Origin of the sequence: Mycobacterium timonense (assembly GCF_025821985.1) — a bacterium.
Taxonomy (GTDB): Bacteria; Actinomycetota; Actinomycetes; order Mycobacteriales; family Mycobacteriaceae; genus Mycobacterium; species Mycobacterium avium.
Genome location: NZ_JACKSY010000104.1, coordinates 427,586 through 447,446 on the forward strand (window position 1 = coordinate 427,586; position 19,861 = coordinate 447,446).

22 protein-coding genes and 1 tRNA gene are annotated in these 19,861 nt (G+C 69.8%); 10 read left to right on the top strand and 13 right to left on the bottom strand.

Annotated elements, in window-relative coordinates; all coding sequences use genetic code 11:
* Positions 1-41 precede the first annotated feature (41 nt).
* The 4 genes from H7I87_RS24590 to H7I87_RS24605 form a co-directional block, all read right to left on the bottom strand.
* Positions 42-1,514 (bottom strand): DUF7159 family protein, encoded by a 1,473-nt coding sequence (locus tag H7I87_RS24590; RefSeq protein ID WP_009979505.1) that lies wholly within the window; start codon positions 1,512-1,514, stop codon positions 42-44.
* A 245-nt stretch (positions 1,515-1,759) separates the two neighbouring features.
* Positions 1,760-3,727 carry a DUF7159 family protein gene (locus tag H7I87_RS24595; RefSeq protein ID WP_224110856.1) on the bottom strand — a complete coding sequence of 656 codons (1,968 nt, stop codon included), beginning with the start codon at positions 3,725-3,727 and terminating at the stop codon, positions 1,760-1,762.
* Positions 3,728-3,857: 130 nt separating this feature from the next.
* The gene (dcd, locus tag H7I87_RS24600; protein WP_003873894.1) at positions 3,858-4,430 is read right to left on the bottom strand and encodes a dCTP deaminase; all 573 of its coding nucleotides are present in this window, start codon (positions 4,428-4,430) and stop codon (positions 3,858-3,860) included.
* 29 nt (positions 4,431-4,459) lie between these two features.
* The gene (locus H7I87_RS24605) at positions 4,460-5,095 is read right to left on the bottom strand and encodes a VldE C-terminal domain-containing protein (protein WP_050483965.1); all 636 of its coding nucleotides are present in this window, start codon (positions 5,093-5,095) and stop codon (positions 4,460-4,462) included.
* A 174-nt stretch (positions 5,096-5,269) separates the two neighbouring features.
* Between H7I87_RS24605 and H7I87_RS24610 the strand changes: the two genes are divergently transcribed.
* From H7I87_RS24610 to H7I87_RS24620, 3 genes are all read left to right on the top strand, one after another.
* Positions 5,270-5,343: transfer RNA gene (locus tag H7I87_RS24610), tRNA-Gly, on the top strand.
* A gap of 173 nt (positions 5,344-5,516) precedes the next feature.
* Positions 5,517-5,834: a WXG100 family type VII secretion target gene (locus H7I87_RS24615; RefSeq protein WP_009979514.1), complete on the top strand. Its 318-nt coding sequence runs from the start codon at positions 5,517-5,519 to the stop codon at positions 5,832-5,834.
* A 79-nt stretch (positions 5,835-5,913) separates the two neighbouring features.
* A complete protein-coding gene (locus H7I87_RS24620) occupies positions 5,914-6,120 on the top strand; it encodes a WXG100 family type VII secretion target (RefSeq protein ID WP_230584106.1) in 207 nt (68 codons plus the stop codon).
* A 21-nt stretch (positions 6,121-6,141) separates the two neighbouring features.
* Here H7I87_RS24620 and H7I87_RS29070 read toward each other — a convergent pair whose 3' ends face one another.
* Complete coding sequence (locus tag H7I87_RS29070) at positions 6,142-6,729, bottom strand: DUF4926 domain-containing protein (protein WP_224110851.1); 588 nt, start codon at positions 6,727-6,729, stop codon at positions 6,142-6,144.
* Positions 6,730-6,879: 150 nt separating this feature from the next.
* Between H7I87_RS29070 and H7I87_RS24630 the strand changes: the two genes are divergently transcribed.
* Positions 6,880-7,695, top strand: coding sequence for a L,D-transpeptidase (locus H7I87_RS24630; RefSeq protein ID WP_023862129.1), 816 nt, complete (start codon positions 6,880-6,882; stop codon positions 7,693-7,695).
* A 161-nt stretch (positions 7,696-7,856) separates the two neighbouring features.
* On the opposite strand, the gene H7I87_RS24635 is transcribed toward H7I87_RS24630, so the two are convergent.
* Entirely contained in the window at positions 7,857-8,408 is a 552-nt protein-coding gene (locus H7I87_RS24635) for a hypothetical protein (protein ID WP_038430555.1), read from the bottom strand.
* 333 nt (positions 8,409-8,741) lie between these two features.
* On the opposite strand from H7I87_RS24635, the gene H7I87_RS24640 reads away from it, so the two are divergent.
* The 4 genes from H7I87_RS24640 (at position 8,742) to H7I87_RS24655 (ending at position 11,927) form a co-directional block, all read left to right on the top strand.
* Positions 8,742-9,080, top strand: coding sequence for a DUF732 domain-containing protein (locus H7I87_RS24640; protein ID WP_023862127.1), 339 nt, complete (start codon positions 8,742-8,744; stop codon positions 9,078-9,080).
* Positions 9,081-9,249: 169 nt separating this feature from the next.
* Positions 9,250-9,606, top strand: coding sequence for a DUF732 domain-containing protein (locus H7I87_RS24645; protein WP_003873909.1), 357 nt, complete (start codon positions 9,250-9,252; stop codon positions 9,604-9,606).
* Positions 9,607-9,658: 52 nt separating this feature from the next.
* Complete coding sequence (locus H7I87_RS24650) at positions 9,659-11,062, top strand: mannitol dehydrogenase family protein (protein ID WP_011726281.1); 1,404 nt, start codon at positions 9,659-9,661, stop codon at positions 11,060-11,062.
* A gap of 82 nt (positions 11,063-11,144) precedes the next feature.
* Positions 11,145-11,927, top strand: coding sequence for a hypothetical protein (locus H7I87_RS24655; RefSeq protein ID WP_003873911.1), 783 nt, complete (start codon positions 11,145-11,147; stop codon positions 11,925-11,927).
* On the opposite strand, the gene H7I87_RS24660 is transcribed toward H7I87_RS24655, so the two are convergent.
* The 3 genes from H7I87_RS24660 to H7I87_RS24670 form a co-directional block, all read right to left on the bottom strand.
* On the bottom strand, positions 11,903-12,574 hold the full coding sequence (locus tag H7I87_RS24660; RefSeq protein ID WP_011726283.1) for a GAP family protein: 672 nt from the start codon (positions 12,572-12,574) through the stop codon (positions 11,903-11,905). The genes H7I87_RS24655 and H7I87_RS24660 overlap by 25 nt on opposite strands.
* 60 nt (positions 12,575-12,634) lie before the next feature.
* Positions 12,635-13,288 (bottom strand): GAP family protein, encoded by a 654-nt coding sequence (locus tag H7I87_RS24665; RefSeq protein ID WP_033725730.1) that lies wholly within the window; start codon positions 13,286-13,288, stop codon positions 12,635-12,637.
* A 69-nt stretch (positions 13,289-13,357) separates the two neighbouring features.
* Entirely contained in the window at positions 13,358-13,663 is a 306-nt protein-coding gene (locus H7I87_RS24670; RefSeq protein WP_024637340.1) for a hypothetical protein, read from the bottom strand.
* Positions 13,664-13,739: 76 nt separating this feature from the next.
* On the opposite strand from H7I87_RS24670, the gene H7I87_RS24675 reads away from it, so the two are divergent.
* Positions 13,740-15,260, top strand: a complete 1,521-nt coding sequence (locus H7I87_RS24675; RefSeq protein ID WP_024637339.1) for a glycosyltransferase family 39 protein — start codon at positions 13,740-13,742, stop codon at positions 15,258-15,260.
* Between the two features lie 3 nt (positions 15,261-15,263).
* On the opposite strand, the gene H7I87_RS24680 is transcribed toward H7I87_RS24675, so the two are convergent.
* Together H7I87_RS24680 and H7I87_RS24685 are read right to left on the bottom strand one after the other, a co-directional pair.
* Positions 15,264-16,085 carry a glycoside hydrolase family 16 protein gene (locus H7I87_RS24680; protein WP_003879204.1) on the bottom strand — a complete coding sequence of 274 codons (822 nt, stop codon included), beginning with the start codon at positions 16,083-16,085 and terminating at the stop codon, positions 15,264-15,266.
* 118 nt (positions 16,086-16,203) lie between these two features.
* Positions 16,204-17,223, bottom strand: a complete 1,020-nt coding sequence (locus H7I87_RS24685) for an NADP-dependent oxidoreductase (protein ID WP_009979529.1) — start codon at positions 17,221-17,223, stop codon at positions 16,204-16,206.
* Between the two features lie 57 nt (positions 17,224-17,280).
* Between H7I87_RS24685 and H7I87_RS24690 the strand changes: the two genes are divergently transcribed.
* On the top strand, positions 17,281-17,943 hold the full coding sequence (locus H7I87_RS24690) for a DUF3060 domain-containing protein (protein WP_011726285.1): 663 nt from the start codon (positions 17,281-17,283) through the stop codon (positions 17,941-17,943).
* Between the two features lie 3 nt (positions 17,944-17,946).
* Here H7I87_RS24690 and H7I87_RS24695 read toward each other — a convergent pair whose 3' ends face one another.
* Positions 17,947-18,333, bottom strand: coding sequence for an Rv0313 family protein (locus H7I87_RS24695; RefSeq protein ID WP_003873919.1), 387 nt, complete (start codon positions 18,331-18,333; stop codon positions 17,947-17,949).
* A gap of 65 nt (positions 18,334-18,398) precedes the next feature.
* Positions 18,399-19,787: a DUF7159 family protein gene (locus H7I87_RS24700; RefSeq protein WP_011726286.1), complete on the bottom strand. Its 1,389-nt coding sequence runs from the start codon at positions 19,785-19,787 to the stop codon at positions 18,399-18,401.
* Positions 19,788-19,861: the final 74 nt, after the last annotated feature.

Here is a 19,861-nt window from a genome sequence, read left to right on the forward strand (position 1 = left end):
TAGCGCGCCGGGTCAGACACGCAGGCGAGCCGGAATCCGCGCTACCGGTGGCCGTGGCCGCCACCGAACCCGTGGCCGCCACCGAAGGGACCATGCCCGCCGAACGGGCCGTGACCCCCGCCGAAGGGACCATGCCCGCCGAACGGGCCGTGACCCCCGCCGAAGGGACCGTGGCCGCCGAACGGACCGTGCCCGCCGAAGGGACCGTGGCCCCCACCGAACGGGCCGTGGCCGCCGAAGGGGCCGTGACCGGGCGCGGGTGGGCGGGCGAGCGGCACGCGCGGCGGCGGAACGAACACCGGCGGCGGAAGGACGGGAACGGGGACGGCGATGGGCGGCGGGGCCGGGGGCGGTGGTGCGATCGGGTGCGGCGCGGCCAGCGGCCGCGGCGGCGTGATCTTCGGCTGCGCCTGGACCGGCGGCGCGGGCGGGGGCGGCGCCGGAGCGGGGGCGATGATGTTCTCGTTGGGGCTGGGCCGCAACGCGACGGTGGGCCGGATGCTGATCGCCAGGGCGATCTCCAGCGCCACCACGGCGGCGATGAAAATCACCGCCAGGGTGCTGCTGACCAGCAGCAGCGACTTGCGCCGCCGGGCGCGTTCGTCGAGGTCGATCAGTGTCTTGGCCTCGGCATCATCGTCGGGAACCGCGCTGTAGGCGACGTTGGCCTTGCCCTCGCCGGCGTCGGCGGCCTGCGCCGCAATGCGGCTGTGGTACTCGGGCTGATAGCCGGGCAGCAGGCCGGGGGACTGCCCGGCCAGGGCGAGCGGGTCGACCTCTCCGGTGCCGGGATCCAGCGCGTAAGCCAGCGCCGCGGTGGACGACGCGAACAGCGGCGCGTTCGCCGACGCCAGTGCGGCGCCCCTGGCCAGGGCCATCTCCGGCTCGTCCGGCACCGACAGCTCCAGCGACGTCGCAGCCTCCAGCGCCGGCTTGATCAGCGGGACGTCGACGCCGGAGCCGACCAGGACCAGGCCCTCCGGACGGGTTGGCAGGGACTCGGCGCTGGCGGCCATGTCGACGAGTTCGGCCACCGCCTGGTCCTCGTCCTCCGGCAGGGGCCGACGGCGGACCTCCGAGACCGAACCGTCGGCGGTGTCGACCACCGCCATCGTCGCGCTGTAGGGCTCGACGAACAGCATCGCGGTCCGCGCGTAGTTGGTGGCGTCGCCGACGGCCTGGGTCAGTGCTGCGGCGGCCATGAAGGCCGAGACCAGCATGACGTTTTCCACCTTGTACGCGATCAAGGCGTCGCGCAGCATGGCCGCCTCGACGTGATCGGTCCAGGTAACGCCGGTCGACAGCAGCTGGTAGCCGCTGTCGGCGGCACCCTCCCGGGTGCCCAGGATCGCCGAAATGACCTGGTCGGGGGCGGTGCCGGGGAGGGCGGTTCGTCGGGTGTCGACGTCGAAGTCGTCCTCGTCGACAGTGACGCCGTCGGCGCTTTCGCCTTCGACCAGAACCATGCGCACCTTGGTCGGCGTCATCGCGACGCCAAGCACGATGCCCGCCACTGCTTCTAGCCCCCTGCCCCATTTGCTGCGCTGCCCGACACGCCCTCCGGGCAACATCCCTATTGCGCGTGCGCCACGAATTTCCTTGCCGTAGCTGAGCCCGGCTCACAACCCAAGCCGTTTGCTGGGTTGATGAAATTCTGGCGGACGAGGCGGCGTCTTTTCGCCAGCCTCAATACCGCAACCCTACTCGTGTGAGCTCGACCGGCGTCGTGGCGCGGGTCGACGGAGTGGTCGGCGCGGGGCTATTTGTGCCCGCCGCCGAGTCCGCCCAGGCCGCCGCCGCTGTGACCACCGCCGAAGCCACCCAGGCCACCGCCACCGCCCAGGCCGCCGCCGCTGTGACCACCGCCCAAGCCACCCAAACCGCCGCCGGGCGCCGGGGCGTGGCCACCGCCGAAGCCGCCCAAGCCGCCGCCGGGCGCCGGGGCGTGGCCACCGCCGAACCCGCCCAAGCCGCCGCCGGGCGCACCGGCACCTGGAGTGGGAAGGTGACCGCCACCCGAGCCGCCCGGAGTGCTGCCCGCGCCCGGGAGGGGAAGGTGACCGCCACCGGAGCCACCCGGGGTACCGGCCCCGGGCGTCGGAACGTGCCCGCCACCCGATCCACCGGTGCCGCCCGGGCCACCGGCACCGGGCGTGGGAACGTGCCCGCCGCCCGAGCCACCCGAACCACCGGCACCGGGCGTGGGAACGTGACCGCCGCCCGAGCCACCCGAACCGCCGGCGCCGGGGGTGGGCGCGTGACCGCCGCCGTAGTTGCCGGGGCTGTCCGGCTTGGGCGGCGTGCCTTCGCCGGGCGGGGTCTGGTGCTGCGGCGGTGACTGCGGAACAGTGCCGCCGACCTGCGGAGGCGACGGCGGCTGCGGGACGCGCACCGGCGGTTGCACCGGTTGTGGAACCGACAGCCGCGGCGGCGCCAGCAGCTGCGGCGGGCTGACCGGATCGGGCACCGGGATGCGCACCGGCACCGGAACCGGGACCGGCGGGACCACCACTGGGACCGGCACCACCGGCGGGGCCGCGGGGATCGGCGGCGCCTCCGGAAGCGGCGGCGCAGCCGGCGGCGGGGCGGCCGGCAACGGCGCGGCGACCGGCGGGCTCAACGGCTTGGGCGCCGCCACCGGCTCGGGCACGCTGATCTTGGGCTGCGGTGCCGACGCCTGCACCGGCGGCGGTGCCGGCGCCTGCTCGGTGGGAACGATCAGATGTTGATTCGGGGTAGGTTGCAACGCCACGGTTCCGGTGGTGCGGATGCCGATCGCCAGCGCGATCTCCAGCGCCAGCACCGCGCTGATGCCGACCACCGCCAGCCCGCTGCCCACCAGCAGGACCGGCCGTCGACGCGGCTCACTGTCCTCGGGAAGGAACAGCTTCTCGATGACGACGGTCGGCGACTCGGCGTCCTCGTCCCCCACCGCGCTGTAGGCGAGTTCGTCGTCGCCGGGCTCGGGATCGACGGGGACATAGAGGTAGTCGGGCAGCGAGTACTGGTCGACAGCGCCGGTGCCGGGGTCTTGTGCGTAGGCCAGCGCCGCCGTCGACGACGCGAACAGCGGCGCGTTCGCCGCGGCCAGGGCGGCCCCGCGGGCCAGCGCGGTCTCCGGCTCCTCGGCCACACTCACGTCGAGGAACGTCGTGGTCTGCAGCACCTGCTTGAGCGGAGCGACGTCGACGCCCGAGCCGACCAACAACAGACCGCCCGGCAGGGACTCCAGCTTCTCCAGCCCGGCGACCATCGCGCTGAGCTGCCCGGCCGCGTCGCCGTAGGACTCGGCGCGAATCTGCTGCTTGTAGACATCGGGGATGGAGCCGTCGGAGGTCTCGACGACCGCCAAGGTCGCGGTATCGGGTTCCACCAGCAGCACCGCGGTGCGCTCGTAACCCATTGCGCCGCCGACGTTTTGCGCCAGCGCCGCAGCCGCCAGAAACGCCGAGACCAGCATGACATTGTCGATCCGGCGAGCCGCCAACGCGTCGCGCAGGGCCGCGGCTTCGAGTTGATCGGTCCACGTCACCCCGATGGAGGAGAGCTGCAGGCCGGCGTCGGCGGCGCCCTCCCGGGTGCCCAGAATGGCCGAGATCACCCGATCCGGGGCGCTCGCGGTGGCCGCGTCATCGGCGCCGGTGACATCGATCGCGTCCTCTTCCACCGTCGCGCCATCGGCGTATTCGCCTTCCAGAACGACCATTTGGATCGAAGACGGTGCCATCGACACCCCGAGCACGATATTCAAGACAAACCCCTCCAAAGGTGTTGCGCGATCGCCACGGCCAGGCGGAGGAAAAAACCACGGCTAACTAAGTATCGCGCAGAACGGTGGCGTGAGAGCCCCGCAGAACCTATGTAGACGTTATGAAGTTCTGGTACGAGCGCGACGGTGTCGGTCCTCGCTGGCCCTGGTACTTCGAACCTACGCGAGTGCTGCCGTACGGGTGTTCGGCCGGACTGGTCAACCGCAGAATGCACAGCTGGCCGATCTTCATGCCCGGCCACAGCGTGATCGGCAGGTTGGCGACGTTGGACAGCTCGAGCGTGATGTGGCCGCTGAATCCGGGATCGATGAAGCCGGCGGTCGAGTGCGTCAGCAGCCCCAGGCGGCCCAGGGACGATTTGCCCTCCAAACGTCCGGCGAGGTCGTCGGGCAGGGTGATGAGCTCGAGCGTCGAGCCGAGCACGAACTCGCCGGGGTGCAGCACGAACGGCTCACCGTCTTGCGGTTCGACCAGCGAGGTGAGCTCGTCCTGCTGCTTGGCCGGGTCGATGTGGGTGTAGCGAGTGTTGTTGAAAACCCGGAACATGCAGTCAAGGCGGACGTCGATGCTGGACGGCTGCACCAGCGCGTCATCGAACGGCTCGATGCCCAACCGCCCGGCGGTGATTTCGGCCCTGAGGTCGCGATCGGAGAGCAGCACCAAGCGAGCCTAACTGCTGCGCAGCCCGTTCAGCGGAGATAGACCTCGTCGCCGGTGGGGTATCCGCCGCCGATGGTCGTGACGTGGACGTGGTCGTAGTGGCCGAGCCGGCTCGTTTGGGCGCCGTTGGGGGTGTAGTAGACGCCGCGCCAGATCGCGTCCTGGATTCCGAACCGGTCGGCGTTCTGCAGCACGTAGGCCACGATCGCGTTCCCCAGCGCGATGCCCTGGGCGCTTTCCGGGTCGGGAATCATCACGTCGATCGCCATGCCGAGGGGGTGCCAGGGCAGCGGATCCGGTCGCACTCCCCCGATCTCGTGGATCTGGGGGAACTCGGCGCTGATGCTGCGGGCGGTCAGGATGGTGCGCACCTGCAGGCCCCGTTCCGGCGCGACGCCGGCGGGCAGGAAGCGGGAGCGGGTGTGATAGCGCGAGGCAGCGACGGGCTGGCCGTCGCCGAATCCTTTACTGAGCCGCGTCGATGCCAAGGTCACGATTTCCGCGCAACACGGAGCGGGCTCGTTGATAACGGGTTTGGCTGTCTCGCGCTCCGCGAATGGATGAACATCGGCCGAGACCGCGAAGAAGACGGCGGCGGGCGCGAGCACCGCAGCCAGGGTCGCCGACGGTTTGCGTCGGTTGCTGGCTAATGCGTGTCGACCCACGCCCAGCACATTACGGCGCAATCACGAAATAATAAACACGGGCATTTCGCCGACCGGCGGATATTGTGCATGCGTGGTTTAAGGCGTAATGCGACGGGCGATTGGCGGCCGGCCGCGACGGCCCAGGCAGGTGAGCGTCCGCGGCGCCGGATGCTAGCCTTCTGACGCGACCGCGCCGATGTAGTTCAATGGCAGAACATCAGCTTCCCAAGCTGAGAACGCGGGTTCGATTCCCGTCATCGGCTCCACGACCCCATGCTCCGGGCAACGGCCCAAGTTCTCGGCATCGCCAACGGCGACGCCGGCCTGCATCACAACCCGCGCACGGGTTTCCGCGTCACCGGCGCGTCACCAATCAGGGTGAGTTGTACGGCGTCGCAACCTTGGCTTAGGTGTCAAAAAGCGGTGAAAGAAGGCTGCGGTGGCTGGCCATCTGACGATGCAGTTGGAGGCGATGGCGTCGGCCGCACACATCCTGACAAACCAAGCCGACGGCTTCAGCAGCGAACTCGACAGCATCGCCGACGACTGGCGCAATCTGTCATCGACGTGGCAAGGCGCCGCCGCATCTGATTTCCGGCCCGCATGGGATGAGTGGCACCAAGGCGCAAAGGCCGTCGCAACGCTGCTATCGGAACACTCCCAGCTGTTGCTCCGCTCACTGGACCTCATGCTCGACCACGAGACGATTGCCGCGAGAGCCTTCGCCGCCCTGTCCCCAACGGATCCGGAATCATGAGCCGCCGTTACACGGTCGATCTTGAGGCACTGTCGCATTTGCCGACCGACTGGCGAAATTCACTGCCAGCGCGGAACAAATTGCCGCGGCCGTCGACCAATGCATCGCCGAACTCCACGGTTCCTGGCTGGGTCGCGGCGCAGACGCCGAGCGCGAGTACCACCAAAGATGGGTAGCAGCCGACAAACAAATGCGAGAAGCGCTCACCGAATTGCGCACCAATGTGGAGAGGGCGCACCGCAACTATGACGGTGTGGCCCAACACAATACGGCCATGTGGCCCTGAATCGGGCCGCAACTACAGTCGCTACGCATCTGGATCCGGCCGCCAGACGACTTCCAGGTCATCTCCGGAAAGCGTGACCAGCGCCTGGGTTACGCCGTCGGCATCTGAAAACTCCACCTCGTACGCGGACGGGAGAGTGCTATCCGAATCCTTCGTGTAATCCATGACGATAGTCCCGCGTGAACCGGCAGGCAGGTTGTGCTCCGGCAGCGGCAGCAGCAGCCTGATCACGTCATACTCTCGAGGTCTCAACGCTTTACGTTCTCTCATTTGCTCGTAGGGATCGCCGTCACCAAGCGCACCACACCGTCGTTTCCGCGTATCCAGGGGAACGTCACATCTATGACCCTTCCCTTCGCTCCGGCGATCGAGATCACTCGGTTGTATTTTATGCCGTACTGGGTGACACCCGTTTCGTTCGAACCACTTCGCCTTCGGTCCCCCAGTTACGTGGTCGGGATTGAGCAAGTACCTTTCAAGCTTGTCCAGATCGCTTTCCTGTGAAAGCCTGGCCGCCTGCACCACATCAATGCCGGCACCACCACTTGCCGCCTTCTCGGCTGCGAAGATTCTTGCGTTCGCGGCGAGGAGTGGCAGCTGAAAATTCACTCTCCAACCCCTGGCGTTTGACGCGCTAAACCGCTGACACCGAAACGTGACCGATGCGTGGCCAAATATCAACGCGCCCTTGCGCTTCCGCAGGTCATCGCCCATTTACGATCCCTATTGCAACTATGTCAGTTAAAAGGAATTGGGGCCATGCGGACGGGTGTTCGGTGTGTTCTTGCGACGGTCGGCGTCGCTGCGTGTGTGGTGGTGACGCCGGCCGGCGTCAGCCTGGCCGCGGCGAGCCAGTCGCACGCGTTCGCGATCGCGTCGGTGCTGCCCAGCAGCGGCGAGATGGTCGGCGTGGCGCACCCCGTGGTCGTGACGTTCCGCGTGCCCATCACCGATCCGGCCAAGCGACACGCGGCCGAACAGACCATTGACGTCAAATCGACACCCGCGATGAGCGGCAAGTTCGAATGGCTCGACAACCGTGTCGTGCAATGGGTTCCGGACCGGTACTGGCCCGCGCACAGCACGATTGCGCTGACCGTCGGCGGGGTTGCCACCGAGATCAAGACGGGTCCCGCGGTCATCGGGGTGGCCAGCATCTCCGAACACACCTTCACCGTGAGCATCGACGGCGTCGAAGCCGGCCCGCCGACCTCGCTGCCGGCGCCGCACCACCGGCCCCACTTCGGTGAGCAGGGGGTGATGCCGGCCTCGATGGGCAGGCCGGAATTCCCGACGCCGGTGGGCTCGTACACCGTCCTGTCGAAAGAGCGTGCGGTGACGATGGATTCGAGCAGCGTCGGCATTCCCGTCGACGATCCCGACGGATACCTGCTGACCGTCAACTACGCCGTCCGCATCACCAACCGCGGCCTGTTCGTGCATTCCGCGCCGTGGGCGGTCCGCTCACTGGGGCTGGAAAACGTCAGCCACGGGTGCATCAGCCTGAGTCCCGACGACGCCGAGTGGTACTACGACCACGTCAACGTCGGCGACCCGGTGATCGTCCAAAACTAACGACGGCCGGGCGTAACCAACCGCAGCACAAAGTAATTCGCGGGGTACACCGCGTCACCCAGGCGGCGTCCCGGCACCTGGAACAGGAAATAGCCACTCCCACAACGAAAGCGGGCCCACCGGCATGCAAACCGGCGGGCCCGCTATAAGCGAACGAAGCGTCAGCTGGCACCCGAGGGGCCGGGCCGCACCGGCTGACCGGGCACCGGACCGCCGGTGGGCGCCGGGCCGGTCGGCGCGTCCTTCACACCCGACATGTCGATGATGGGAGCGGCCGCCTCCACCGGGGCGCCGGCCGCGGCCGGCCCGCCGAGCGCGATCAGCGGCGCGCCGGCCGGCACCACCGGCACCGGGGGCGCGAGTGGCACGGGGGCACCCAGCGGCAACGGAGCGCCCAGCGGCACCGGCACCGGAGCGCCGAGCGGCACCGGCCCGGGCACGGCCATCGGCACGCCGGACATGTCGGTGAGGGGGGCCGCGCACATGTCCGTCGCACCCGCGGCCACCGCACCACCGGCCGCGGGCGCACCGCCGGCGACCGGCCCACCGGCGGCGGGCGCCACTTCGCCCGACTGCCCCTGAATGCACGCGTGGCCGCCCGTTATCAGCGGGGCGGCCGCCGCATCGGGGCTCAACGCTATGGCCGCTCCGCACAACCCAGCGCTCGCAACCACTTTCATGTTGAACCGATCGACGATCGCCATCAGCGTCAACTTCCCTTCATCCACGCTCTGCTAGTTCGGCAATGTTTTGGTGCAGCAGACCCGCTTCGCCGTACCCGGCCTTTTCACGACCGGGCTAATTGTCGGTAGCCGGCGCGCGACACGAGCCGCGCCGCACCGCGCCGTTTCCAAATGGTGACGTCACAACGGTGTCACGGAGCCACCCGGCGCCGGCGCACCCCGGCCGGGCGACTTCGAATCGCAGGGAATCTATTTTTCCGCAGGCCATTCACAGGAAATTTTTGGTGAACAATGGCCGGTTTCGAGGTTACATAGAAGTGAACACCGTGATCGGAACGGTTGACAGGAAGAGGGGAAGGGATTATGGCACCAGGTCGTCTAGCTGGCGGTTTGATCGGCTCAGCGCTGCTCGGTGGCCCGCTTCTCGCCGCGGTCGTCTGGGCCGGCCCGGCACAGGCCGACGCGGCCGGCTTCCTCAACGACATGCACCGGGACGGCATCCATGCCGTGACCGGCGGCGACGCGGCGCTGCTGCAGGCGGGCCTGAACATCTGCCAGCAAATATCGTGGGGCGCCCCGCCCGCGCAGCTCGAGGGTCTGGCGCTGCAGCGTTCCGACGACCGGCAGGGGCCCGGCGGGCTCACCCCCCAGCAGGCCGACGACCTCGTCGGTTACGCCATGCGCGATCTGTGCCCCAGCTAGCACCGCCCAGCCCCGCTAGGTAGGCCCGAGTGGACGGTCGCCGCGTGCCGCGACCGCCCACTCCTCTTCGCCGACTGTTCATCCTCCGGATGTGTTTGCGCAGCGGTTTTTCGCACTTCTGTGTCAAAGTGCATCATCCGCATCGGGCACAGACGAAGGAGAAGGTTGGATGGCGGCACGCAGGCTGGTTGGCCGGGTAACGGGCGCGGCGCTGACGGCGGGCCCACTGGTGCTGGCGGGGATGCTGACGGCGACCGTGACGGCCGGCCCGGCCCGGGCGGACCAGGCCGCCTTCCTCAACGACCTGCACAACGCCGGGATCCATGCCGTCAACGGCGGCGACGACGCGCTCCTGCAAATGGGCGCGGATTTGTGCCAACAGCTGTCCTGGGGGGCATCTCCCCAGCAGCTGGAGGGGCTCGCGCTGCAGCGCTCCGACGCCGACCAGGGCACCGGCGGCATCAACGGCCGGCAGGCCGCGGACGTGGTGATCTTCGCGTTGCGCGATCTGTGCCCCAACGCCTAGCACCGGCCCGGTCGCTACCCAGGCGTCCGGTCCAGGCTAGGGTGACAGTCGAGTGAAGCTGAACGCACATAACCTGACCGGTCTCAAAATCCCCGTCCCGACCTATGACCGTAGCCAAATCGGCATCGGCATAGCGCATTTCGGCGTCGGGGGTTTTCATCGTGCCCACCAGGCCATGTACCTGGACCGCTTGCTGAACGACGGCCTCGCCCGGGACTGGGGCATCTGCGGTATCGGCGTGCTGCCCGACGACCGGCGCATGCGCGACGCGCTGCGCAGCCAGGACTACCTCTACACGCTGATCCTGGAACATCCCGACGGCACCCAGGAGCCGCGCGTCATCGGATCCATCGTCGACTTCCGTTACGCGCCTGAGGATCCCGGTTCCGTCGTCGATCTGCTGGCCGATCCCGCCACCCGGATCATCTCGCTCACCATCACCGAGGGCGGCTACCAGCCGCCGCTCAGCGCGGCGTTCGAGTTGGTGGCCGAGGCGCTGAATCGGCGACGGGAGCGTGGCCTGCCCTCTCCGACGATCGTCTCCTGCGACAACATCATCAAAAACGGAGACGTGGCCCGGCGCGCCTTCACCGCCCACGCCGAGCAGGTCAATCCCGAACTCGCGCAATGGATGCGGGAGAACACCACCTTCCCCAACTCGATGGTCGACCGGATCACCCCGACGCCCACACCGGACCTCGTCGACCGGTTGGCCGCCGAGTTCGGCGTGCAGGACGCCGAGCCGGTGGTGGCCGAGCCGTTCGCCATGTGGGTGCTCGAGGACGACTTCGCCGACGGGCGGCCCCCGCTGGACAAGGCCGGCGTGCGGCTGGTCGACGACGTGGCACCCTACGAGGCGATCAAGCTGCGGCTGCTCAACGCCGGCCATCAGGGCCTGTGCTATTTCGCCTACCTGGCCGGATACCGCGAGGTGCACGAGGCCGCCCAGGATCCGGTGATCGCGGAATTCCTTGCCCGCTACATGGATTCGGAGGCGATGCCGACGCTGCCGCGGATGCCCGGCCTGGAAGACTTCCGCGACGGCCTCATCCCCCGCTTCGCCAACGCCTATGTGGGCGACCAGGTGGCCCGGCTGTGCGCGGACTCCTCCGACCACATCCCGAAGTGGCTCTTGCCGGTGGTGCACGACAACCTGCGCTCCGGCGGCCCGGTGCAGCTGTCCGCGGCGATCGTCGCGAGCTGGGCTCGCTACGCCGAGGGCGTGGACGAACAGGGCCGCCCGATCGAGGTGGTGGACCGGCTCGCCGACACCCTGGTGCCGCTCGCCCGCTCGCAGCGCGAGAATCCGGACGCGTTTCTGGCCAACCGTGCGGTGTTCGGCGACCTGATCGACGCACCGCGCTTCCGCGAGGCCTACCGGTGGGCCCTGGACTCGCTGCACCGGCGCGGCGCGCGCGCGACGTTGCGGGCGCTGATCGGGGCCGACGGGTCGTGAGCCTGGTCGCGGGCATCGACCCGGGCACGGACCCCCGCGGCCTGACCGAGAGCGCCTAGGCTGGGCGGGAACAGCCAAAGACATGGACGCACAGGGCTATTGCGCGCGGTGGCGGCAGAACGCCGATCGCCGAGGCGTGGCCGCGCGGGTGGTCGACGAGATCGTCCGGCGCCACGGCATCACCCCGGCGCGCTTCGCGGTGCTCGAGACCCTGACCGAGTTCCGGGACCCGCTCGGCAAATCGTATTTCCTGCTGCGCCCGGACACCCCCGGCGAGCACGCCCGGGAGGCGGTGCTGATGACCTACATCCTCAATGCCGGCACCGATTACGGGATTGGCAAGGCGCCCACCGACTTTCCGCCCACCCCCTACAGCGCCGCGGAGGCGGTGCGCATCATCGCCCGCCAGCACGCCAACGACTGGAGCTACCGCCGCGACGTCCGGTTCGTGCACCGCAACGGAGCTCGCCTGGTCACCACCCCCAACGGCATGCTGATGGGATTGGGCGGCAACGGGATTCAACGGCTGTTCAGCGCGCGGGGCGGTACCACCTGGGGCGACATCTTCATGGTCAACCTGGGCCGGCTGGCCGACCCGGTCGACCAGCTGCACCGGATCATCCGCTCCGGACGCGCCTGGGGCCGGGACGCGCACGGCGTCCCGCGCGCCGCCCACCTCGACCTGGACCGCTTGTTGCACCACGAGGAACGGCACGCCGCGCAGTGGGCGGCCCGCGGTTATTTCGGCATGCTCACCGGCTACGGCCGGGAGTTGTTCCGCGAGTTGGTTTTTCGGGTGGTCAACCGATTCGAGGAAGACGCGGGATTGTGCGACGGGGGCTACAGGGCGTCGATCCCGTGGTAAAGCACCATCGCGCCGATCACCACCAGGACCGCCGCGAGCAGGGCGGCGTTGTTGCGGTCCATCCAGTCCCTGAGCCGGGCCAGCGCGTCGTCGAGGCGGCTGCCGGCCGCCAGATAGGCCAGTATCGGGATCGCGACGCTGGACGCCGCGACCGCGACGAAGAACAGCGCGGCCATCCAGTCGCCGATCGGGCCGAGTCCGCTGCTGCCGATGGCCAATCCGGCCGGGACGCAGATGAGCGCCACATCCGGGCGCACCACCGCGAGCACCGCCCCGGTGATGCCGGCGCGGGCCGGGGTGATGCTGGCGAATGACCGCATCCAGGCCGGCGACTCGCTGTGCCGGTGCCGGGTCTGCCACCGGAAAATGCCGTAGCCGATCAGCCCCGCCCCCAACACCACCCGCAGCCACGACGACCACCGCGGCGGCGACCTGTCCAGGCCGCCGAGCAGGTGCGAGGCCGCGACGGCGAGCGCGGTCAGCGCGGCCAGGCTCAGCAGCCAGCCGCCCAGGAACGCCAGGCTGCTCGGCCGCGGCCGCGGTGCCTGCAGCACCAGCACCGCCGGGATGACGGTGAGCGGCGACAAGGAGATGACCAGCCCCAGCGGCACCAGCCCGGTCAGCACGGTGCCCCAGCTTCCTGCCATGAGCGGCAATCCTGCCACCGCGACGCCGATGTGACGCCTAAACGCGCCGGGTCAGCCGGGTCAGGCCAGCGCGCGAATCCCGTTGTAGAGCACGATCAACCCGATCAGCAGCAGGATGACGGCCAGCATCGCGTCGTGGTTGGCTTCCATCCACGCTTTGAGGCGCTCCAGCGCATCGTCGAAGCGGTCCCCGGCGCCGACGTAGGCCAGGATCGGGGCGGCCACCGTCGACGCGGCCAGCACGACGAAGATCGCGGCGGCGACCAGCTGGGCGCCCGCGCTCAGGATGCTGTTGCCGACGGCCAAACCGGCTGCCGCACACAGGATGAGCACCTCGGGCCGCAGCGGCACCAGCACCGCCCCCACCACCCCGGCCCGCACCGGCGACAGCGTGGCGAACGAGCGCATCCAGCGCGGCATGCTGCGCTGCCGGTGCCGGGTGAACCAGTGGTAGGCGGCCAACGCGAGGAGCGCGACCCCGAAGACCAGCCGCACCCACGACGCCCATTTCGGCGGGGTCGCGTGCAAGCCGCTGAGCAGCTCCGAACCACCGACGAACGCGGCGGTGAGCCCGATCAGGCCCAGCACCCAGCCGCCGAGGAAGGCGAGGCTGGCCGGGCGCGGGCGGGGCGCGTGCAACACCAGCACCGCGGGAATGACCGTGATCGGCGAGAGCGCGATGACCGCCGCCAGCGCGACCAGCTTGCTCAGCACCGATGCCCAACTTGGTTCCACGGGCAGCCATCATCGCATCGGCGCGACGCCGGCGCATGGCCGCGCCGGTCAGCACTTGCGGCGCAGCGTCCAGGCCGGTACCCAGTGCGTCACGGTCCGGCATTTGGCGCCGTAGGCCACCGGATAGGTGACCAGGCCCCACCAGTCGCCCTGCTCGCACAGCGCCCAGCAACTCAGGCGCCCCTCCACCACCTTGTGCAGTTGCAGACCGTTGGGCTGATACCGCCCCGAGCGGTGCGGCTGGCGCGGGAACAACACGGTCAGATCGACCAGCACGGCGATCGGCGGGCGCACCACCCGAAACGGGCTGCGCACCGGTTGGCCGTTGTATCCGATCGACGCGAGCGGATCCATCGATCGATCATACGTTCGAATCCTGAGGTGTCCGGGTACGCCGGGTGGCCCGACGGGCGTCTGGCAACATGGCGGTGTGTCCAGCCCGACCCGTCCGGCGGTACCGGCCGCGCTGGACCCGTGGATCGTCGCGGCGCTGGCCGCCGCGGTGAGCCTGGCCGGGGCCGCGCGGCCGTCCTTCTGGTACGACGAGGCCGCGACCATCTCGGCCTCCTACAGCCGGTCGCTGACCCAGATGTGGCACATGCTGGGCAATGTCGACGCCGTGCACGGCCTGTACTACCTGCTCATGCACGGCTGGTTCCGGCTCGTCCCGCCCACCGAGTTCTGGTCGCGCGCCCCCAGTGGGCTGGCGGTGGGGGCCGCCGCGGCCGGCGTCGTCGTGTTGGGCAGGCAGTTCTCGTCGCGCACGGTCGCGGTGACCTCCGGTGTTTTCTGCGCGGTGTTGCCGCGCACCACCTGGGCCGGCGTCGAGGCCCGGCCGTATGCCCTGTCGATGATGGCCGCGGTGTGGCTGAGCGTGCTGCTGGTTTTCGCCGCCCGCCGCCAATCCCGTTGGCCGTGGCTGTGTTTCGGCCTCGCCCTGGTGTGCTCGGTGCTGCTCGACGCGTACATCGCGCTGCTGCTCGCGGCGTACGCCGTCTTCGTCGGCGTCTGCTGTCGCACCCGAACGGTGTTGTGGCGCTTCGGCATCAGCTCGGTGGTGGCGGTGGGGGTGCTGCTGCCGTTCCTGCTGACGGTGGCCGGGCAGGCGCACCAGATCAGCTGGGTGGCGCCGATCGGGCACCGCACCATCGAAGACGTGGTGATGCAGCAGTATTTCGAACGCAGCCCGCCGTTCGCCGTGCTGTCGGCGCTGCTGATCTGCGCGGCAATCGCGTTGTGGCTCAGCCGGTCCGCGCCGCTGGGGCCCTCGGAGCGGCAACTGCTGGTGCTGGCGACGTGCTGGGTCGGGATACCGACCGCGGCGATCGTGGCCTACTCGGCGCTGGTGCATCCGATCTACACGCCCCGCTACCTGTGCTTCACCGCGCCGGCGATGGCGCTGATCCTGAGCGTCTGCAGCGCCGCGATAGCCGCCAAGCCCTGGGTGACCACCGCCGTGGTCGGTGTTTTCGCTATCGCTGCGGTGCCGAATTATGTTCGAGCACAGCGCAATCCGTATGCCAAGTATGGGATGGACTACAGCCAGGTCGCCGATCTGATCACCGCGAAGGCCGCACCCGGCGATTGCCTGCTGGTCAACGACACGGTGACGTTCATGCCCGCCCCGATGCGCCCGCTGTTGGCGGCGCGCCCGGACGCGTATCGCAAGCTGATCGATCTCACGCTGTGGCAGCGGGCCGTCGACCGCAACGACGTCTTCGACACCAACCTGATCCCCGAGGTGGTGGCCGGGCCGTTGAGCCACTGCGCCGTGCTGTGGATCATCACCCAGGCCGACCCCTCCGAGCCGGCGCACCAGCAGGGCCCGGCGCTGCCGCCGGGCCCGGTCTACGGGGCGACGCCCGCCTTCGCGGTGCCGCACGACCTGGGCTTCCGGCTGGTCGAGCGCTGGCAGTTCAACCTGGTTCAGGTGTTTGAGGCCACGAGGTGAGCGCTACCAGATGCGGATGTAGTCGATCAGCATCGACGACGGGAACACGCCCGCCGCGGGGTCACCGGCACCCACCCCGCCGACGGCGAGGGTGAACATCGGCGTCATCCAGTAGCCGGGGTTGTTGAACGGCCAGCGGAAGTCGTCGGGCGCGCCGCCGGCGACGTGGATGGGCTTGTTGGGCACCTTGAAGTACTCGGCCCCGTCCCGGGAGAACTCGAATCCCTCTTCGCCCCAATGCATTCGCCAGGTGTGCCAGTTGCCGTCGACCAGACCGGGAATCGATTTGCCTTCCCACGTCTTGCCGTTGGAGGCGGCGTGCACGGTGGTGCCCGGGGGCCACTGGCCGTTGCCGTACCACTCGAAGATGTCCACCTCGCCGTCGGGCAGCGGGTCCTCGTTGACTCCCCAGAACGACGGCCACAGCCCGGGGAACAGGCAGTCCAGCTTGATCCGCGCCTCCCAGGTCTGGTTGATCATGCTGCGGAAGTTGCCGCGCAGCTTGCCGCTGTAGTAGGTGCCCATCTCCTGGGTGGCGCACAACACCAGGTTGGAATTGCCGTCCTGGAACACGTTTCGGCGGTCGTCGCGGTAGATCCCGGCCACCGGCGGGAACACGTCGTCCTGCCAGGTCTGGATGGTCCACTTGCCCGGGTCGGGCGGCGAGCCGGCGGGACCGTCGAACTCGTCGGCGAAGATGTAGGGCCCGCCCCCGGCGGACGGCGGCGCTTCGGGCGCCGGCGGGGTGGCCCAGGCGCCGGGCAGGCGCATCGCAGCTCCCAGCATGCCGATTCCCGACATCAACATCATGCTGCGACGATCCATCTAGTAACCACCAATCGTTCGATGCCGGCCCGTCATGCGCGGCGCGATCTCCCCAAGCAACTCTCGCAAACGGTGTTATGAAACCACGCGCCGGGGTTGGGCCGCATCCCGCGCCCGGTCAGCCGGCGCCGGGTTCGCTGAGCTTGACCAGCGTCTTGCCGATGTTGACGCCGGTGAACAGCCCGTTGAGGGCGTCGACGCAGGATTCGATGCCCTCAAAGATGGTCTGCCGGTGGTGAAGTCGGCCCTCGGCCTCCCACTTCCGCAGCGCGGCGAACGCCTCGTCGAAGCGGCCCCACTGGTCGAGCGCGTTGAACCCCTGCATCAGCGCGGTCTTGGACAGCAGGTTCACGTAGTTGGCCGGGCCGGGATGGTCCCCGGTCAGGTAGCTGGAGATGACGCCGCACAGCACCACCCGGGCGCGGGGGGCCAGCCGACCCAGCACGGCGTCCAGGATGGGCCCGCCCACGTTGTCGAAGTAGACGTCGACGCGGCGCGGGCAGTGCTGTTTGAGCGCCGCCGCGACGTCGTCGTTCTTGTAGTCGATGCACGCGTCGAACCCGAAGTCCGCCACCACCGCACGGCATTTCTCCGGTCCCCCGGCGATGCCCACCACCCGGGCGCCGGCGATCTTGGCGATCTGCCCGGCGATCGACCCGGTGGCGCCCGCGGCCGCCGACACCACCACCGTCTCGCCGGGCTGCGGGCGGCCGATGTCGGTCATCCCGAAATAGGCGGTGGCGCCGGTCGGTCCGTACACCGACATGATCGCCAGCTGGTCGTCCTCGCCGGGGATCGGCGTGCTGAACAGGTCGTCGCGGATGATCGCGTACTCCTGGAATCCGGTCAGCGTGGTGACCACGTCGCCGACGGCGAACGCGTCACAGCGCGAGGCCACCACCTCGCCGATCCCGGCAGCGCGAATGACCTCACCCAACTGCACCGGCGGCAGGTAGCTGGGCTGGTCGTCGAGCCAGGTGCGCGCCGCGGCGTCGATGCCGACGTAGGTGGTCCGCAGCAGCGCCTCCCCCTCGGCGGGTTCCGGCGCGGGGGTGGTGACCAGTTCGGTGTCGTCCGGCCGGACCAGTCCGGAGGGGCGGCGACGCAGCAGGATCTGGCGGTTCGGCAAATCGGGCACGGTCCTAAAAACTACCGAACGGGCCGAAACCGCAGAAGGGAATGGCATATTCAATCCATGGCAGCAAACGACGACCCGGAGGAGCGGATCCGGGAACTCGAGCGTCCGCTCGCCGACTCGGCGCGGGCCTCCGAGCAGGGCAGCGCGCCGCCCACCGGCCCGGGCTACCCTCCTGCGCCGGCGCCCTGGTCCTACGGCGGGCCCGTCCCCGGCCCGCCCGGGCAACGCCCGTCGGGCAACCGGGTGTGGTGGGTGGTGGGCACCCTCATCGCCGTCGGCGTGCTGGCCCTGGCCGGCGGCATCGCAGCCTTTGCGGCACACCAGCTTTCGGGGGTGAAGTCGATCATCAACTCGCCGCCCACCATCTCCAGGACGTTCGGCCCGCCGCCGGGCATCTCGACGACGCCGGCCCCCTCGACGTCCCGCCGGACGCCGACGTCACCGGCCGCGCCGCCGGGCACCGAGCTCAGCGTCGCCGGGATCAACGAGAACCGCACGCTGGCCTGTGACGACAACCCGGTCAGCGTCAGCGGCGTGTCCAACACCGTGGTGATCACCGGGCATTGCACCAGCCTGTCGGTGTCGGGCGTGCAGAACACGGTCACCGTCGAGGCGGTCGAGCGCATCGGCGCCTCGGGCTTCAACAACAAGGTCACCTACCACTCGGGCACACCGAGCATCAGCAACTCGGGTGGCTCGAACGTGGTCGGCCGGGGCTGACGGTCAGCCGGGCTGTTCGGGATCGTCGTCGAGGACGCTGACCGCGATGCCGTACGGCAGGAAGCGCACCTTGCGTTTGGGGTCGACGTTGTCCTTGTTGGCCCGCAGCGCGTCGAGCTCGGTGGCGAAGACCTGTTCGACGTGCGCGCCGCCGCCGGCGTCCACGGTGTAGATGGCCCACACCCCGTCGCCGGCTTCCCCGGCGGTCTCCGGCGCGGGGCGACCCCGCCGCGACAGGTCCTCGAAAAGGGAGGACCAGCCGGTCCGGGCGCCCGGAGCGGCGACGAACTTGCTGACCCGCTCGAACACCTCGCGCAGCCCTTCGCTGCCCTCACGGATCATCCGATCGAACTCGTCGGGGTCGAATCCGAACCCACCCTGCTCGCCCACGCGACCTCCTTGCCGCTCGTGCCGTACCTGCCAGTGTGCGCCCGGCCGGCCGGGTGTGCCAGGTGCTATGGGCCGGGCGGCGGCGCCGGCGGGGTGATCGGGATCGGCACCGTGACGAACGGGAAGTGCAGGTACATCGTCACCGGTGGCTGGTGGGGCACCGGCGGGGCGGCCGGCGGCGGCGCGGGCGCCGGAGGTGGGGCGGCCGGGGCGGGCGCGGCGGCCGGCGGCGGCGCCGGCTGCTCGACGGGCCGCGGCTGGTACTGCGGTGTGGGCCGGGCCGGGGCGCGGTAGACCGGCGCCGGGGGCGCGGTGGTGACCGGGGTCTGCGGCGCCGCCTGCTGGACGGGCTCCGGCGCCGGGGCGGCCACCTCGGTGGGGGTCGGGGCGGGGGCGGGCGTGCTCGGCGCGGGCGGCTGCGCCGCCGGCGGGTTGCTCGGCGGCGGCGCCGGCAGCTGGATCCCCGGGGTGGCGACGCTGACGCCCTGGTTGTGCCGGGTGTTCGTGCTGTGACCGTCCGAGGTCAGCGTCACCAGCACCACGCCGCCGATCACCGCGGCGATGCCGGCCAGCGCGCCGCCGGCCAGCAGCATCGACCACGGCCGGCGCGGGGCCGGCTCCTCCTCGTCGGGGACGGCGCTGTAGGCGCGCACGCCGGTGCCCGCACCGGTGTCGCCCCACACATCCAGATAGGTGGGGTTGAACGCGGGTGGATCCATCTCCCCGGTGCCCGGGTCCAGCGCGTAGGCCAGCGCCGCCGTCGACGACGCGAACAGCGGCGCGTTCGCCGAGGCCAGGGCCGCGCCGCGGGCCAGCGCCATGTCCGGCTCCTCGGGGCCGGTGACCGGAACGGGGCTGGCCGCCTCCAGCGCCGGTTTCACCGCGACGATGTCGGTTCCGCAGCCGACCACGAACACGCCGTCGGCGCGGGTGTCGCGCGCATCCAGGCCGGCGACCATCGCCGCCAGCTCGGCCGCCACCGGCGCGCCGGGGCCGTGCGGGATCTGGTGGCGGTGCAGATCGACGATCGAACCGTCGCTCACGTCGACGACCGCCAGCGTCGCGCTGCGCGGCTCGACGAACAGCATCCCGATGTGCCCGTAGCCGAGCGCATACCCGACCGTCTGCGCCAGCGCGGCCGCGGCCAGCAGCGGCGAGACCAACATCACGTTGCCCAGCTCGTGGGAGGCGATCGCATCCCGCAACGCCGCGGCCCCGGTGGGGTCGGTCCAGGTAACCCCCGTCGAGGTCAGCCGGTGGCCGCCCTCGAAAACTCCCTCGCGGGTGCCGATGATCGCGTCGATCACCTGGTCGGCCGCCGAATTCGCCGAATTCCCAGCGGCTCCGACCGCGAACTCTTCCTGTTCGACGGTCACGCCGTCGGCATTCTGTCCTTCGATCGCTACCAGGCGGACCGTCCCGGGAGCCATCGACACCCCAAGCACGATGTCCACGTAACGCCTCCAAGGTCTTGCACTGCCCCGCGCGACCCAGACCGGGCCGGGCGAGGGCATGGCGGGTAAACCCC